The organism is Pseudomonas nitroreducens NBRC 12694, assembly GCF_002091755.1.
In the GTDB taxonomy this organism is placed as follows: domain Bacteria; phylum Pseudomonadota; class Gammaproteobacteria; order Pseudomonadales; family Pseudomonadaceae; genus Pseudomonas; species Pseudomonas nitroreducens.
On the sequence record NZ_BDAI01000012.1, the window covers coordinates 1 to 15,341 of the forward strand.

The 15,341-nt window shown below is 66.2% G+C and carries 12 protein-coding genes; 7 read left to right on the plus strand and 5 right to left on the minus strand.

The features are described from left to right. Positions 1–72: 72 nt before the first annotated feature. The 3 genes from PNI01S_RS23115 to PNI01S_RS23125 all read right to left on the minus strand — a co-directional run bounded on the left by PNI01S_RS23115 (position 73) and on the right by PNI01S_RS23125 (position 5,065). The gene (locus PNI01S_RS23115; protein ID WP_084359324.1) at positions 73–894 is read right to left on the minus strand and encodes an SPOR domain-containing protein; all 822 of its coding nucleotides are present in this window, start codon (positions 892–894) and stop codon (positions 73–75) included. 6 nt (positions 895–900) lie between these two features. Next, positions 901–2,640, minus strand: a complete 1,740-nt coding sequence (gene argS / locus PNI01S_RS23120; RefSeq protein WP_037013402.1) for an arginine--tRNA ligase — start codon at positions 2,638–2,640, stop codon at positions 901–903. Positions 2,641–2,845: 205 nt separating this feature from the next. Beyond that, positions 2,846–5,065 carry a primosomal protein N' gene (locus PNI01S_RS23125; protein WP_084359326.1) on the minus strand — a complete coding sequence of 740 codons (2,220 nt, stop codon included), beginning with the start codon at positions 5,063–5,065 and terminating at the stop codon, positions 2,846–2,848. Positions 5,066–5,282: 217 nt separating this feature from the next. Between PNI01S_RS23125 and rpmE the strand changes: the two genes are divergently transcribed. From rpmE to PNI01S_RS23155, 6 genes are all read left to right on the plus strand, one after another. Beyond that, the gene (gene rpmE, locus PNI01S_RS23130; protein ID WP_024766509.1) at positions 5,283–5,498 is read left to right on the plus strand and encodes a 50S ribosomal protein L31; all 216 of its coding nucleotides are present in this window, start codon (positions 5,283–5,285) and stop codon (positions 5,496–5,498) included. A 24-nt stretch (positions 5,499–5,522) separates the two neighbouring features. After that, positions 5,523–6,323, plus strand: coding sequence for a thermonuclease family protein (locus PNI01S_RS23135; RefSeq protein WP_084359328.1), 801 nt, complete (start codon positions 5,523–5,525; stop codon positions 6,321–6,323). Continuing rightward, on the plus strand, positions 6,320–7,771 hold the full coding sequence (locus PNI01S_RS23140; protein ID WP_037007575.1) for a M48 family metalloprotease: 1,452 nt from the start codon (positions 6,320–6,322) through the stop codon (positions 7,769–7,771). The genes PNI01S_RS23135 and PNI01S_RS23140 overlap by 4 nt, the downstream gene beginning before the upstream one ends. 103 nt (positions 7,772–7,874) lie before the next feature. Beyond that, a complete protein-coding gene (locus PNI01S_RS23145; protein ID WP_024766512.1) occupies positions 7,875–9,143 on the plus strand; it encodes a malic enzyme-like NAD(P)-binding protein in 1,269 nt (422 codons plus the stop codon). 180 nt (positions 9,144–9,323) lie between these two features. Further along, the gene (locus PNI01S_RS23150) at positions 9,324–10,097 is read left to right on the plus strand and encodes a phosphatase PAP2 family protein (protein ID WP_037007577.1); all 774 of its coding nucleotides are present in this window, start codon (positions 9,324–9,326) and stop codon (positions 10,095–10,097) included. Positions 10,098–10,161: 64 nt separating this feature from the next. Further along, a complete protein-coding gene (locus tag PNI01S_RS23155) occupies positions 10,162–10,896 on the plus strand; it encodes a substrate-binding periplasmic protein (protein ID WP_024766514.1) in 735 nt (244 codons plus the stop codon). 119 nt (positions 10,897–11,015) lie between these two features. Here the strand turns inward: PNI01S_RS23155 and yccS are convergent, their stop codons facing one another. After that, a complete protein-coding gene (gene yccS, locus PNI01S_RS23160) occupies positions 11,016–13,211 on the minus strand; it encodes a YccS family putative transporter (protein ID WP_084359330.1) in 2,196 nt (731 codons plus the stop codon). Between the two features lie 203 nt (positions 13,212–13,414). Further along, the gene (dbpA, locus tag PNI01S_RS23165) at positions 13,415–14,791 is read right to left on the minus strand and encodes an ATP-dependent RNA helicase DbpA (protein WP_024766516.1); all 1,377 of its coding nucleotides are present in this window, start codon (positions 14,789–14,791) and stop codon (positions 13,415–13,417) included. 320 nt (positions 14,792–15,111) lie between these two features. Here dbpA and PNI01S_RS23170 point away from each other — a divergent pair, with 320 nt between their 5' ends. After that, positions 15,112–15,321 (plus strand): cold-shock protein, encoded by a 210-nt coding sequence (locus PNI01S_RS23170; protein ID WP_017520182.1) that lies wholly within the window; start codon positions 15,112–15,114, stop codon positions 15,319–15,321. The last annotated feature ends 20 nt before the right edge of the window (positions 15,322–15,341 follow it).

Sequence of the window (15,341 nt, forward strand, 5' to 3'; positions counted from 1 at the left end):
GGCGGGGTTCAAGTCCTGCACCGGACGAGCAGTGCGCATTTCACGCGCCACTCGTCGGTGCGGGCCTTGGAATCAGCGGGTCTGGCGCTGCTGTAACAGCAGGTTGCTGAAGCCGTTGCCGGCCAGTTGCTTCTGCGCGGCGGAGGCCTTGGCGCGGTCGCCGTAGGGGCCGACCATGACGCGGTACCAGGTTTCGTCGCGCACCGTGCCGGACTCCACGCGGGCGTTCTGGCCCATCATGATGATCTGCGCGCGCAGGTGGTCGGCGTCGGTCTGCTTACGGAACGAGCCGGCCTGCAGGTAGTACTGCGTGGCCGCTACGGCCGGCGGCGGTGTCGGCTTGGCTGGCGTGGTATCGCTGGCCGGAGCCTGCGGCAGCGCCTGCTTCTGCGCGGTCGCGACCTGGGTCGCTGGCGGCGTGGTGGGCGTTGCCGGCTTGACCACTGCGGGCGGTGGCGGAGTCTGGCCGCTCAGGGCGGTCAGGGCGCGCTGGGTGTCGATCTTCTCGGCTTCTTCCTTGGTGGCGACCACGGTCGGCGGCGTCTGCGGTTTTGCAGGCTGGGTGGGCGGCGGCACGGCCTCCGGCGGCACGGCGACTTCCGAGCCCGGCAGCAGGGTGTAGAAGTCGTACTTGGGCTTCACCCCGGTGGGCGCGGCCGGCTGTTGCGGCTGCACGGTGCCGGAGGGCTTGTTGGAACCGACCACGGCCTTGGGCGCCTCCGCCTTCTCGCGTTTGACGTCGTTGCGACCCGGCTCCAGCTTCATCAGGAACATGATGAAGCCGCCGATGGCCAGGCCAGCCACCAGCCAAACCCAGCCGGGGACCGAACTCTTCTTGGCCGGGGCCTGGTAGCGGCTGGCGCCGCGCTTGGGAGCGGGTTTCTTCTTCGCCATGGGTGCTTACATGCGCTCCAGGGTTTCCAGGCCCAGCAACTCCAGGCCCTGCTTGAGGGTACGGCCGGTCAGCGCGGCAAGGCGCAGGCGGCTTTCCTGTTGCGCCGGGTCTTCGGCGGTGAGGATCGGGCAGTGTTCGTAGAAGCTGGAGAACAGGCCGGCCAGCTCGTACAGGTAGGCGCAGAGGATGTGCGGCACACCCTTGATCGCCACGTTGTTGAGCAGGTCGGTGAATTGCGCCAGCTGAGCGGCCAGGGCGATTTCCTGCGGTTGCTGCAGGACGATCTTGCCGCCGACTTCGTCATAACCCTTGCCCAGCTTGCGGAAGATGCTCGCCACGCGGGTGTACGCATACAGCAGGTAAGGCGCGGTGTTGCCTTCGAAGCTCAGCATCAGGTCGAAGTTGAAGCTGTAGTCGCTGGTGCGGTGCTTGGACAGGTCGGCGTATTTCACCGCGCCGATGCCAACGGCGTGGGCGATCTGGCGCAGGTCCTGCTCGCTGAAGTCGGGGTTCTTGGCCTTCACCAGGGTGTAGGCGCGCTCCTCGGCTTCGATCAGCAGGTCGATCAGCTTCACGGTGCCGCCGTCGCGGGTCTTGAACGGCTTGCCGTCGGCGCCGTTCATGGTGCCGAAACCCATGTGCTCCAGGTCCATGCTGGCCGGGACGAAACCGGCGCGGCGGGCCACTTCGAACACCTGCTGGAAGTGCAGGGCCTGGCGCTGGTCGACGAAGTACAGCACGCGGTCGGCGTGCAGCACCTTGTGGCGGTAGCGCATGGCGGCGAGGTCGGTGGTGGCATAGAGGTAGCCGCCGCCGGCCTTCTGCACGATCACCGGCAGCGGCTCGCCTTCGGCGTTCTTGAACTCGTCGAGGAACACGCACAGGGCGCCGTCGCTCTCGACCAGCAGGCCCTTGGCGGTCAGGTCGGCGACCACTTGCGCGAGGTCGTCGTTGTAGGCGCTCTCGCCCTTCACGTCGGCCATGGTCAGCTTCACGCCCAGCAGGTCGTAGACCTTCTGGCAGTGCGACAGGGAAATGTCGTTGAAGCGGGTCCACAGGGCCATGCACTTGGGATCGTTGGCCTGCAGTTTCACCACCAGCTCGCGGGCACGGTTGGCGAACTCGGGGGACTCGTCGAAGCGTTGCTTGGCCGCGCGGTAGAAGACCTCCAGGTCGTGCAGTTCGGCCTGGGCGTCCACCGGTTGTTCTTCCAGGTAGGCCAGCAGCATGCCGAACTGGGTGCCCCAGTCGCCCACGTGGTTCTGGCGGATCACGGTGTCGCCAAGGAACTCCAGCACGCGGCTGACGCCGTCGCCGATGATGGTCGAGCGCAGGTGGCCGACGTGCATTTCCTTCGCCAGGTTCGGCGAGGACAGGTCCACCACCACGCGCTGCGCGGGGCCGGCCTTGCGCACACCGATGCGTTCGTCGGCCAGGGCCTTGTCGAGGCTGGCGGCGAGCCAGGCCTGGTCCTGGAAGAAGTTCAGGAAGCCGGGGCCGGCGATCTCGACCTTGGCCACTTCCGGGCTCTGCGGCAGCGCCTCGACCAGCTTGGTGGCCAGGTCGCGCGGCTTCATGCCGGCGGGCTTGGCCAGCATCATGGCGATGTTGCTGGCGAAGTCACCGTGGGTTCGGTCCTTGGTGTTCTCCACCTGGATGTCGGGCGTCAGGCCGGCCGGCAGGGTGCCGTCTTCGGTGAGGCTGACAAGGGCTTGCTGGATCAGGTGGCGAATCGTGTCTTTCATGGTTTTCTCCGTGCTCGCGTGCATCCGGCGCGCGCGACCGGTTATCGGGCTCAGAACCGCGCATTATCCGTGGCTGGGCATGGCTTGCCAACCGCGGAGCGCTCCGAGTTCAGTCTCGCCGCTGTGCCATCCGTCGCGGCTGATGGAAGTCAATGTAGGACGGTTCCGGCACGGCGGACGGGTTCTTGGGAATAAAAGAGGGCCGTCAGAACAGATCGATCGGGTCGACATCCAGCGACCAGCGTACCTGGCGCCCGCTGGGCATGCCCTCTAGCGTCTGCAGCCAGGGGGTGAGAAGACGGTGCAGCGGTGCGCGGGCCGTGCTCATCAGCAGCAACTGGGCGCGATAGCGACCGGCGCGACGCTCCATGGGCGCCGGCACCGGGCCGAGGAGTTCCACGTCGTGGCCCAGGGTGGCCTGCAGACGCTCGGCCTCGGCGCAGGCCTCGTCGAGGAAACCTTCGGCCTGCCCTGGCTTGTGCGCCTCGGCGCGTAGCAGCGCCAGGTGCGAGAAGGGCGGCAGGCCGGCGGAGCGGCGCTCGGTGAGGGCCTGCTCGGCGAAGGCGAAGTAACCCTGCTCGGTGAGTTGTACCAGCAGCGGGTGGTCGGCCAGATGGGTCTGGATCAGCACGCGGCCCGGCTCCTCGGCGCGCCCGGCGCGGCCGGCGACCTGGACGATCTGCTGGGCCATGCGCTCGCTGGCGCGGAAGTCGGCGGAGAACAGCCCGCCATCGGCATCGAGGATCGCCACCAGGGTGACCCGCGGGAAGTGGTGACCCTTGGCGAGCATCTGCGTGCCGACCAGGATGCACGGCTCGCCCTTGTTGATGGTGGCGAACAGGTCGCGCATGGCGTGCTTGCGCGAGGTGCTGTCGCGGTCGATGCGCAGCACCGGGTAGTCCGGGAAGAGAATGCGCAGGCGCTCTTCGGCGCGCTCGGTGCCGGCGCCGACCGGGCGCAGGTCCACGGTGCCGCATTTCGGGCAGTTGCGCGGCGGCCGCTCGCGGTGGTCGCAGTGGTGGCAGCGCAGTTCGCCACTGCCCTGGTGCACGGTCATCCGTGCATCGCAGCGCGGACACTGGCTGATCCAGCCGCAGTCGTGGCACAGCAGGGTGGGGGCGAAGCCGCGGCGGTTCAGGTAGACCAGCACCTGCTGGCCGGCGGCCAGGGTTTCCTTGATCGAGCGCTGCAACGGCATGGAGATGCCGGAATCCAGCGGCAGGCTCTTCACGTCCAGGCGGTGGAACTTCGGCTGGTGCGCGCCGCCGGCCCGCTGGGTCAGGCGTAGCAGGCCGTAGCGGCCGCTCTGGGCGTTGTGCAGGCTTTCCAGCGCCGGCGTGGCGGAGCCCAGCAGGATCGGCACGTTCTCCAGTCGCGCGCGCACCAGGGCGAGGTCGCGGGCGTGGTAGCGCAGGCCTTCCTGCTGTTTATAGGAAGCGTCGTGTTCCTCGTCGATGATGATCAGCCCCGGATTCTTCAGCGGGGTGAACAGTGCCGAGCGGGTGCCGATGATGATGTCCGCCTCGCCGTCGCGAGCCGCCAGCCAGGCGTCCAGCCGCTCCCGGTCGGTCAGCGCCGAATGCAGCAGGGCGATTCGCGCGTTGAAGCGGCGCTCGAAGCGGCTCAGGGTCTGCGGGCCGAGGTTGATCTCGGGGATCAGCACCAGTGCCTGTTTGCCGGCCTCCAGGGTTTCGCGGATCAGTTGCAGGTAGACCTCGGTCTTGCCGCTGCCGGTGACGCCTGCCAGGAGGAAGCTGTGGAAGCTGCCGAAGCCGGCGCGCACGGCTTCGAAGGCGGCACGTTGCTCGGCGTTGAGCGGCAGTTCCGCCTGCGCCAGCCACGGGCCATGGTGCGGTGGCACGCTGTGCTCGCGCACTTCCAGGGTGACCAGACCTTTTTCCTGCAGCAGGTCGAGGCTGTCCTTGTTGATCTGCAACTGGCTGAGCAGGTCGTGGGCGACACCATGGGGGTGCTGCTTGAGGATCTTCAGCGTCTCGCGCTGGCGCGGCGCGCGGGCCAGGCGCGGATCTTCCTCGCGGGCACCGGGTTCGGCGTGCCAGAAGCGCTGCTGGCGCGCCTCGGCCGGGTCGCCCTGGCGCAGCAGGTTGGGCAGTGCCCAGGAGAAGGTGTCGCCCAGGCTGTGCTGGTAGTACTGCGCCGTCCAGCGGCACAACTCCAGCAGGTGCGCCGGCATCGGCGGCTCGCGGTCGAGCACCGCCAGGGCCGGGCGCAGCTTGTCCGCCGGCACGTCGGAGGTTTCCACCTGCTCCACCAGCACACCGACCATCTCCCGCCGGCCGAACGGCACGCGCAGGCGCACGCCCGGCTGCAGGCGCGTCACGTCGACCCCGCGCGGAGGCAGGTAGTCGAACAGGCGGCGCAGCGGCGAGGGCAGGGCGAGACGTAGGATGGCGGGTGTGGGCACGCGACGGATTCCGGGGCGGCTGGGAGCGCTGGATGGTAGCATGGGCAATGCGACGGTCGGTCATGCCTGATCTTGCGTTGAAAGCGTTCTCTGGTATGATCCACGCCCTTAATTTCCGTGCGGTGCCCGGTAAAAGATCCCGCCCGCGGTCCTTGATGACCGTGGCTCGGCTTCTGCCAGAGACTGGGTGGCGGCACACCACTGAGAGGAAGAGACCATGAAACCGGAAATCCATCCCGCGTACGAAGACATCGAAGCCACCTGCAGCTGCGGCAACGTGATCAAAACTCGTTCGACCCTGTGCAAAGGCATCCACCTGGACGTCTGCTCCGAATGCCACCCGTTCTACACTGGCAAGCAGAAAGTCCTGGACACCGGCGGCCGTATCGATCGCTTCAACCAGCGCTTCGCCATGTTCGGCGGCAAGAAGTAAGATCGATTTCCGGAAAGAACCTTCATGGTTTTTTACGGCATCTCGAAAAAGGCGTCCCTCGTGGGCGCCTTTTTTATGGCTGTCCTTTTTTTCCTGGACGCCAGCGCCGCCTGCCCGAAGCCTTCGTCAGCGGAAACGGTACGCGTGGCACGGGTGGTGGACGGTGACACGCTGAAGCTGGCCGACGGCCGCAGCGTCCGCCTGATCGGTGTGAACGCCCCGGAACTGGCCCATCACGGCCGCTCCGAAGAACCCTTTGCCGTTGCCGCCCAGCGTCGCCTGCAGGAGCTGGTGGCGGCCAATGACGGCGAGGTCGGCCTGGTTCCCGGCCAGCAGGGCAAGGATAAGTACGGCCGCACGCTGGCCCACGCCTATGACGCCCGCGGCAACAACCTCGAATCCCGCCTGCTCGCCGAAGGCCTGGGCTACCTTGTAGCTATCGCCCCCAATACGGATCTCACCGCCTGCCAGCGCGCCGCCGAGCGCGAGGCGCGCAGCGCCCAGCGGGGGTTGTGGAGAAAATCTCCGGTGCAGGTGGCGGAACAGCTTCACGAAAGCGGCTTTGCGGTGGTGCGTGGACGGGTGGAACAGGTACAACGCAATCGCGGTGGTCTGTGGATCGATCTCGACGGCCCGTTGGTGCTACGCATTGAGCCCCGACTCCTGAGCCAGTTCGACGATGCAACCCTGCGTGAGCTGAAGGGTCGACAAATAGAAGCGCGCGGCTGGGTCATCGACCGTGCCGAGCGCGGTGGAGTGAAAACCGGACAGGCGCGCTGGATGCTGCCTGTAACCGACCCGGCGATGATGGAGGTATTGCCATGAGCGTGCGCTCGTTCGGAATCCTGGTGTTGCTGGCGCTGCTGAGCGTCCTCGGCGGTTGCGCCACCAACCCGGCCACCGGCAAGTCTGACTTCGTGATGATGAGCGAGCAGAGCGAGCTGGAGATGGGCCAGAAGTACAGCCAGGAAATCGCCAAGCAGTACCCGCGCTATGAGGATGCCAAGCTGCAGGCCTACGTCCAGCAGGTTGGCGAGCGGGTCGCCCGCGCCGGCGACCGGCCGCAGCTGCAGTATCACTTCACGGTCATCGACACCCCCGACATCAACGCCTTCGCCCTGCCCGGCGGCTACATCTATATCCACCGCGGGCTGATGGCGTATCTGGGCTCGGAGGCGGAGCTGGCCGCCGTGCTCGGCCACGAGGTCGGCCACGTGACCGCGCGGCATAGCGTCAAGCAGCAGAGCCAGTCGAGCGCCTGGAGCATCCTCGGCCAGGCCGTGGCCCTTGGCACCGGTGTCGGCGCTGCCGCCGACCTCACCAACGTGCTCGGCACCGCCTTCGTGCGCGGCTATGGCCGCGACATGGAGCTGGAGGCCGACGGCCTGGGCGCCAAGTACCTGGCCCGCGCCGGCTACGACCCGACCGCCATGATCCAGGTGGTGCGGGTGCTGAAGAACCAGGAAGACTTCGCCCGCGATGAGGCGGCGCGCAAGGGCCAGGCGGCCCAGCCGGTCGGCTACCACGGGCTGTTCGACACCCACCCGGACAACGATGAGCGCCTCAAGCAGGTCCTCGGCCCGGCCCAGGCCCTGGCCGGCAGTGGCCAGCGCGAAGTCGCTGCCGAGCGCTACCTGAAAGCCATCGACGGCATGCCCTTCGGCGATTCCGCCGCCAGCGGCGTGCGCCGCGGGCAGAGCTTCTACCACTCGGAACTGGACTTCACCCTGACCTACCCGGCCGGCTGGGGCATCCTCAACCAGCCGACCGCGCTGGTGGGCTACACCGCCGACCAGCAGGCCTACATCGGCATGAAGCTGGTACCGCGCGATGGCCAGCTGACTCCGGCGGAATACCTGCGCAAGGGGGCTGGCGGGCGGTTATCGAACGAAGAAAGCTTCCAGCAGAACGGCCTCGACGTTGCCACTGGCGTGGTTCCCGGCAATCCGGCCCGTCGCGCGGCCGTGGTCTACCAGAAGGACCACGCCTACCTGTTCATCGGTGTGGTCAAAGGTCGCGCCTCGCTGGAGAGCGAGGACGATCACTTCATGCAGGTCATCCGCAGCTTCCGACCCATGCGTGCCGACGAGCAGAAACTCGCGCAACCGCGCCGGATCGCCGTCGTTCAGGTCAAATCCGGGCAGACTGTCGAGCAGTTCGCGAAGGCAGAAACCGGTCCGGAATCTGACTCGATAAATCGTATACGTTTATTGAATGACTTGTATCCAACTGGTCAGCCAAAACCGGGCGACTGGCTGAAAGTCGTACGCTAGAGGTCTTGACAGCTGGGGCCTGGGCTACCTTGGCAGGTGCGGCCTTTCTGCGTATGCTCGGTCCCCCGTCTGTCCAACAAGCAACAAAAGCGGAAGTGCCCAAATGTCTGATCTCAAGACCGCTGCCCTCGAATATCACGCCCAACCCCGCCCCGGAAAACTGAGCGTCGAGCTGACCAAGCCGACCGTGACCGCCCGCGACCTGTCGCTGGCGTACAGCCCGGGTGTCGCCGAGCCGGTCCGCGAAATCGCGCGTGACCCCGAGCTTGCCTTCAAGTACACCGGCAAGGGCAACCTGGTCGCGGTCATTTCCGACGGCACCGCCATCCTCGGCCTGGGCAACCTCGGCCCGCTGGCCTCCAAGCCGGTCATGGAAGGCAAGGGCGTCCTGTTCAAGCGCTTCGCCGGTGTCGACGTATTCGACATCGAAGTCGACGCCGAGAGCCCGCAGGCCTTCATCGATACCGTCAAGCGCATCTCCATCACCTTCGGCGGCATCAACCTGGAAGACATCAAGGCACCCGAGTGCTTCGAGATCGAGCGCGCCCTGATCGAACAGTGCGACATCCCGGTGTTCCACGATGACCAGCACGGCACCGCCATCGTGACCGCCGCCGGCATGCTCAACGCCCTGGAAATCGCCGGCAAGAAGCTGGAAACCGCGAAGATCGTCTGCCTCGGTGCCGGCGCTGCCGCCATCTCCTGCATGAAGCTGCTGGTGAGCATGGGCGCCAAGGTCGAGAACATCTACATGATCGACCGCCAGGGCGTGATCCACGCCGGCCGTAACGACCTGAACCAGTACAAGGCGGTGTTCGCCACCGAGACCGACAAACGCACCCTGTCCGACGCCCTGGAAGGCGCCGACGTGTTCGTTGGCCTGTCCGGCGCCAACCTGCTCAGCGCCGAAGACCTCCAGCGCATGGCGCCGAACCCGATCGTCTTCGCCTGCTCGAACCCGGACCCGGAGATCAAACCGGAACTGGCCCACGCCACCCGCAACGACGTGATCATGGCCACCGGCCGTTCGGACTATCCGAACCAGGTCAACAATGTGCTCGGCTTCCCCTTCATCTTCCGCGGTGCCCTGGACGTGCGCGCCACTCGCATCAACGAAGAAATGAAGATCGCTGCTGCCCTGGCCCTGCGTGACCTGGCCAAGCTGCCGGTACCCAAGGACGTGTGCGACGCCTACGGCGTGACCGCCCTGGAATTCGGCCGCGAGTACATCATTCCGAAGCCGATGGACAAGCGCCTGATCACCATCGTTTCCGATGCCGTGGCCAAGGCCGCCATCGAGACCGGCGTGGCGACCCTGCCGTATCCGAAGCACTACCCGCTGCAGTCGGTGGAAGACGTCTTCAAAGGCTGATTCCGTCTGACCTGGAGAACCCCGCCTCGGCGGGGTTTTTCTTTTTCCGATGAGTGAAACGAAGAGTTACCCATTAATGACTGAAGGCAGGGGCCTTCAGGATCATCCCGACTATCCTTCCCTGCTCATGCATTGACGCGTCCGCTGCCCTGGAGCGGGCCGGGCGCATGGGGGAACATCATGAATCGGACTTTGCTGGCAGTCGCCACCCTGGCGGCCAGCGCCGCGCTCATCGGTTGCGCAGGGGCACCGCAGATGAGCTGGGACCGGGTGGGGGATTCGGCGCAGCGTGCAGTCACCAGCGCCGACGTCTGGGCGCCGGTGGCTGGCGCGGCGGTGATCGCCGCAGGCAATTGGGACCACAAGTGGCAGAAATCGGCGAGCAACCACGACTGGTTCTTCGGCGGCGACGCCAACCAGGCCGCCGACCGCATGCTCAACCTCGCCACCGGCCTGAGCGTCGTCACTGCTTTGGTGGCGTCGCCCAAGGACGTGAGTACCGAGGAGAAATGGAGCTGGCGCGGGCGCAACCTGACCTTGCTGGCGGCGGACCGCTACGCGGTGACCGGTTTCGTCGAGGAGGCCAAGGAATGGTCCGGGCGCGAGCGGCCGGACGGAATCCCCGACGACTCCTTCCCGTCCAAGCACACCGCCGTGACGGCCGTGCACAACAGCTTCACCCGCCGCAACCTGGACTACATCGACATGAATCCGACCTGGCGCTACACCGCCAAGGCCGGGCTCTACACCCTCGACGGGCTGACCGCGCTGTCGCGTGTGGAGGGAGACAAGCATTACCCCACCGACGTTCTGGTCGGGATGGCGGTGGGCAACTTCTTCGCCAACTTCACCTACAACCTGTTCCTCGAAGGGCCGGAAAGTCAGCGCTACAACGTGGCGGTGGTGCCGGAAACCGGCGGTGGCATGAGCCTGCGCGCGGCGATGCTGTTCTGAGGTTGGCGCGCCGCGCTGGGCAGCGTCTAGTCTTGCCGGAGCTTCTCCCTGGACGACGTCCCCGATGCCGCTGCGCCTGTTGCTGACCCTGCTGTTCCTGTGCGTTTCCTGCGCGGCGCAAGCCGACGAAGTGCTGCGCATCGCAGCGGATCGCTGGCCGCCCTATGCGGACCGCCAGTTGCCCGGCAATGGCGTGGCGGTGCATCTGGTACAGGCGGCGCTCAAGCGCGCCGGCTATGCCAGTGAATACATCGAAGTGCCCTGGCCGCGCGTGCTGCACGGTGTGGCGAACGGCGAGTACGACCTGGTGGCGGACGCCTGGTATACGCCGGAGCGGGAGTCCTTCGGCGTGTATTCCGAGCCCTACCTGGTCAACCGCGTGCGCCTGATCAAGCGCCAGGGTTCGCCGATTGCCTATGGCAAGCTGGCCGACCTGTATCCGTACCGCATCGCCATGGTGCGTGGCTACGCGTACTCCGAGGCCTTCGACAACGACCCGAAACTGCAGCGGGTGCCGGTGTTCAGCTTCGTCAACGCGGCGCTGATGCTGCAGGCCGGGCGGGTGGACCTGACGCTGGAAGACGAGATCACCGCGCGCGTGCATTTCAACGGCGACCTCGCCGAACTCAAGGGGCAGCTGGAGTTCCTCCCGGTGCCGCTGGCCGAGAACGGCCTGCACATTCTTGTCGGCCGGCATAACCCGCACCATGCCGAGATAATCGAGGCCTTCAACAAGGCGATCCGCGAGATGCGTGCGGATGGCAGCTACGACCAACTGATGCGCGAGTACGGTCTCTGACAGGGCTTGGGGCTCTCTATAGGAGCGAGCTTGCTCACGAGCCCCGTTTCACGCCTGACCATCCGGTGCAATGCGTTCGCGAGCAAGAACTGGGCGTCCCCCTCGCTCCTACAAAAGCGTCAGGCGGCTTCGGTCTGCTCCGCGCCGATGTCTTTCTTCAGCAGGTGCGCCGCCAGAGTGCGCAATGGCGTGAGCTGTCGGCAGATGAGCGCCAGTTGGGTCTGCACCAGGCGGTGGGCGTCATCCTGTTCATCGGGCAGCTCTTCCAGGCGCTTGGCCAGCGTGTCTTCCTCGTCGCTGTAGATGGCCACCGGGCGCCGCTCGTTGAGGCGCGCGGCGATGTCGTCGAGGCTGGCGGTGAGGCGCTCGGCGGCCTCGGCGATGAGGTCGTCGTTGACGTCCGGCGGCAGCTGGTTGCGGTGCGCGCCGAGGGCGGAAAGGTAGCTGAGCAGGGTATGGGACAGCACCAGGAAGCGGAAGCCGATCTCCGCGTCCTTCCGGAAGTGGCCGGGCTCGAGCAGCATGTTCGACAGGGTGGTGGAGAGCGTCGCGTCGGCGTTGTGCGCGTTGCGCCGGGCAGTACGGTAGGCGAGGTCGTCGCGCTTGCCGTTGGCGTACTGCTGCATGATTTCCCGCAGGTAGCGGCTGTTGCACGCCAGGGTGCCGCCGACCAGCCGGTGCAGGCTGCGCCCGTGCCAGTCGGGCAGCACCAGGAACACCGCGATGCCGGCGATCAGCGCGCCGAGCAGGGTATCGAACAGGCGCGGCAGGATCAGCCCGTAGCCGTCGCCCACCTGGTTGAAGCAGAACAGCACCAGCAGGGTGATCGCCGCCGTCGCCAGGGTGTAGCGGGTACTCCGCGTGGCGAAGAAGGCGACCCCGGCCACTACCGCCAGCAGCGACTGGATCAGCGGGTTGGGGAACAGGTCGATCAGCGCCCAGCCGGCGACCAGGCCGACCAGCGTGCCGAGTATCCGCTGCACCAGGCGGATGCGCGTGGCGCCGTAGTTCGGCTGGCAGACGAACACCGTGGTGAGCATGATCCAGTAACCCTGGGTCGGGTGGATCAGGTGCAGCACGCCGTAGCCGGCAGCCAGCGCCAGTGACAGGCGCAGGGCGTGGCGGAACAGCAGCGAGGTCGGCGAAATCTGCAGGCGGATGCGCTCCAGGGCATCCTTGAACGAGCGCGGCGAGCGGTCCAGCAGGGTGCTGTCCTGTTCGTCGTCCAGCGCATCGGGATTGCTCGCGCCGCTGAGCTTGCGGTCCAGCGTGGTGAGGTTGGCCGCCAGGGCGCCGAGGGAGCGCAGCAGGCCGCGCCAGGCCGGGTTACCCTGCTGGCGCAGGTGTTCCAGCGAGGCGTTGAGGTCGGCCAGGGCCAGTTCGCTGTCGTTGTAGTCGAACGGCTGGCGCAGCTGGATCGCCTTCGCCAGTGCCTTGCACGCCTTGCCCTGCTGGTTGAGCAGACGCTGGCAACGGAACAGCACATCGCTGTGGAAGAACGCCTCGGCCAACTGGTTGTACGGATAGTGCGAGGAACTGGCCCGCTCGTGGACGTCCTGGGCGATGAAGTAGAGCTTCAGGTAGCGGCTGATCTTCGGGCTCGGCCTGCCGTGGGAGAGGCGCGCCAGGATGGTTTCCTTGGCCTGGTTCAGCGCCACCACCACGCGGCCGTTCTGCCGCGCCAGGGCCAGGCGCTGGGCCTCGACATCCAGGTGGCGCAGCGGCTCCAGCAGGGTCGACTTTATCTTCAGGTACTCGCCCAGTTCGAGGAACAGCTTCGCCAGGCTCTGTTGCACCGGTTGATTGGCGAACAGCGCGTTCCACAGTACCGAGAGCAGCCCGTACCAGCCGGCGCCGGCCACCAGCAGCAGGGGCTCGCGCCAGAAGTCGGCGGGCGTGCCGCCGCGCTGGTCGACGCCGATCATGGTGTAGATCGACAGGATCAGGGTCGCCGAGGCGATGGCCGCGTAGCGCTCGCCCAGGGCTCCGAGCAGCGTCATCGCGAAGGTCGAGAGCGCCAGCCCGGCGACAAAAAGGGGCGGGTAGGGGAACAGCAGTTCCACCGCCAGCGAGGCGATGCTGAAACAGGCCAGCGTCACCAGCAGCGCCTGCAGGCGGCCGAGCCAGTGATCGTCGGTTTCCGCCAGGGCGCTGGCGATGACCCCGAGGAACAGCGGGATCACCAGCTCCGGTCGGCCCTGCAGCCAGCACGTGAGCATGACTCCGCTGAGGGCAACGAATACCCGCAGGCTGTAGGCGAACTTGTCCAGCGCCCAGAGGCGCTGCAGAGACTGGAGCAGTGGAGAGGAGAGCATGCGCGTGCGGACTTCCGAATGTCTGCTGCTCAGACTAGCGGAACGTCTGCCGCGCTGCTATCGCGAGCGCGACACGCTGCTGCGCCTGCTTACCAACCGTGGCGCGATGCTCTTTGCAGGAGCGAGCTTGCTCGCGAACAATGGTTTGCCGGCGATACCGTACGGTTCGCGAGCAAGCTCGCTCCTACAGAAAGCAGGCAGAGCTAGAGAATCCGCGCCTTGAACGAACGGCCCTTGATCTTGCCTTCGTTGAAGTGCTTCAGCGCCTGCCTGGCGACGTCACGTTCCACGGCGACGAACGCCTGGAAGTCGAAGATGGCGATCTTGCCGACCTGCGTGCCCTTGAGTCCCGCGTCGCCGGTCAGCCCGCCGAGGATATCGCCGGGGCGCAGCTTGTCCTTGCGCCCGCCGGCGATGGCCAGGGTGGTCATCGGCGGCAGCAGCGGGGCGTCGTTGGCCTTGAGGAAGTCGATGCGCTCCCAGTTCAGTGGCGCACCCTGCAGGTCTTCGATGGCCTGGGCGCGGCTGGCTTCGGCCGGCGTCACCAGCGACAGCGCCAGGCCCTTCTCGCCGGCGCGGCCGCTGCGCCCGATGCGGTGCACATGGACCTGCGCATCGCGCGACAGCTCGACGTTGATCACCGCTTCCAGCGCGGCGATGTCCAGCCCGCGGGCGGCCACGTCGGTGGCCACCAGCACGCTGCAGCTGCGGTTGGCGAACATGGTCAGCACCTGGTCGCGCTCGCGCTGCTCGAGGTCACCGTGCAGGGCCAGGGCGGAGATCTTGCGTGCGTTGAGCTGCTCCACCACTTCCATGCACTGCTGGCGGGTATGGCAGAAGGCGACACAGGATTGCGGGCGGAAATGCTGGAGCAGGCGCACGACGGCATCGAGGCGCTGCTTGGGATCGATCTCGTAGAAGTGCTGTTCGATCTGGCTGTCGTCGTGCAGTGCTTCCACTTCCACGCGCTCGGGGTTCTTCAGGAACTTCGCCGCCAGTTGGCCGATGCCGTCGGGGTAGGTAGCGGAGAACAGCAGGGTCTGCCGGCGCGCCGGAGCCTGGTCGATGATGTCGGCGATGCTGTCGTAGAAGCCCATGTCGAGCATGCGGTCAGCTTCGTCCAGTACCAGGGTGTTCAGGCCGTCGAGCTTGAGGGTGCCGCGGCGCAGGTGTTCCTGAATGCGCCCCGGCGTACCGACCACCACGTGGGCGCCGTGCTCCAGCGATCCGATCTGCGGGCCGAAGGGCGTACCGCCGCAGAGGGTCAGCACCTTGATGTTGTCGGCGGCGCGGGCGAGGCGGCGGATCTCCTTGGCGACCTGGTCGGCCAGCTCGCGAGTCGGGCACAGCACCAGTGCCTGGCAGCCGAAATAACGCGGATTCAGCGGGCTGAGCAGGCCGATGCCGAAGGCGGCGGTCTTGCCGCTACCAGTCTTGGCCTGGGCGATCAGATCGCGGCCCTTGAGGATCGCCGGCAGGGCGGCGGCCTGGATCGGCGTCATCTCGCGGTAACCGAGAGAATCGAGGTTGGCCAGCAGGTCGGCCGACAGCGCGAGGGTGGAAAATGCAGAGGTGGTCACGAAGGGAGCCCGGGTGAATCCATATGGCCGCGCAGTGTAGCAGGAGAGCCCCTCAAAAGGGCTGAGAAGCCTGTATGGCAAGGGTTTGAGGCCACTCGTCAGAATTTCTCCAAGTAGCGATGAACGGTTTTTTCAAGAGATTCGCTTTCCGCAGATTTTTATCGTAGAGTTTCCGGACTGTGTTTGCATGGGTCGCCGTCGATCGTGACCTGATGCGGTCGGTTATTCCACCCCGTCCTGCTCGACTCCTTGTAACTCCTTGCAACTCAGTTCCTGGCCATTCGTGGCTAATTTCAAAAATACGTTCCAAGGAGAACACCATGTCGAATCGTCAGAACGGCACCGTCAAGTGGTTCAACGAGACCAAAGGCTACGGCTTCATTACCCCGGAAAGCGGCCCGGACGTGTTCGTACACTTCCGCGCTATCGAAGGTAACGGCTTCAAGACTCTGGCCGAAGGCCAGAAGGTCAGCTTCGAAGTCGTGCAGGGCCAGAAAGGCATGCAGGCCGAGCGCGTGCAGGTGATCTAAGATCCCCTGGCGTCAGCCGA

Excerpts from the sequence above, each read along its gene's own strand:
- yccS (WP_084359330.1), bottom strand. The coding sequence starts at position 13,211 with ATGCTCTCCTCTCCACTGCTCCAGTCTCTGCAGCGCCTCTGGGCGCTG.
- PNI01S_RS23145 (WP_024766512.1), top strand. The coding sequence starts at position 7,875 with ATGTCTGATCTCAAGACCGCTGCCCTCGAATATCACGCCCAACCCCGC.
- PNI01S_RS23155 (WP_024766514.1), top strand. The coding sequence starts at position 10,162 with ATGCCGCTGCGCCTGTTGCTGACCCTGCTGTTCCTGTGCGTTTCCTGC.
- argS (WP_037013402.1), bottom strand. The coding sequence starts at position 2,640 with ATGAAAGACACGATTCGCCACCTGATCCAGCAAGCCCTTGTCAGCCTC.
- PNI01S_RS23150 (WP_037007577.1), top strand. The coding sequence starts at position 9,324 with ATGAATCGGACTTTGCTGGCAGTCGCCACCCTGGCGGCCAGCGCCGCG.
- PNI01S_RS23135 (WP_084359328.1), top strand. The coding sequence starts at position 5,523 with ATGGTTTTTTACGGCATCTCGAAAAAGGCGTCCCTCGTGGGCGCCTTT.
- PNI01S_RS23140 (WP_037007575.1), top strand. The coding sequence starts at position 6,320 with ATGAGCGTGCGCTCGTTCGGAATCCTGGTGTTGCTGGCGCTGCTGAGC.
- PNI01S_RS23115 (WP_084359324.1), bottom strand. The coding sequence starts at position 894 with ATGGCGAAGAAGAAACCCGCTCCCAAGCGCGGCGCCAGCCGCTACCAG.
- PNI01S_RS23170 (WP_017520182.1), top strand. The coding sequence starts at position 15,112 with ATGTCGAATCGTCAGAACGGCACCGTCAAGTGGTTCAACGAGACCAAA.
- rpmE (WP_024766509.1), top strand. The coding sequence starts at position 5,283 with ATGAAACCGGAAATCCATCCCGCGTACGAAGACATCGAAGCCACCTGC.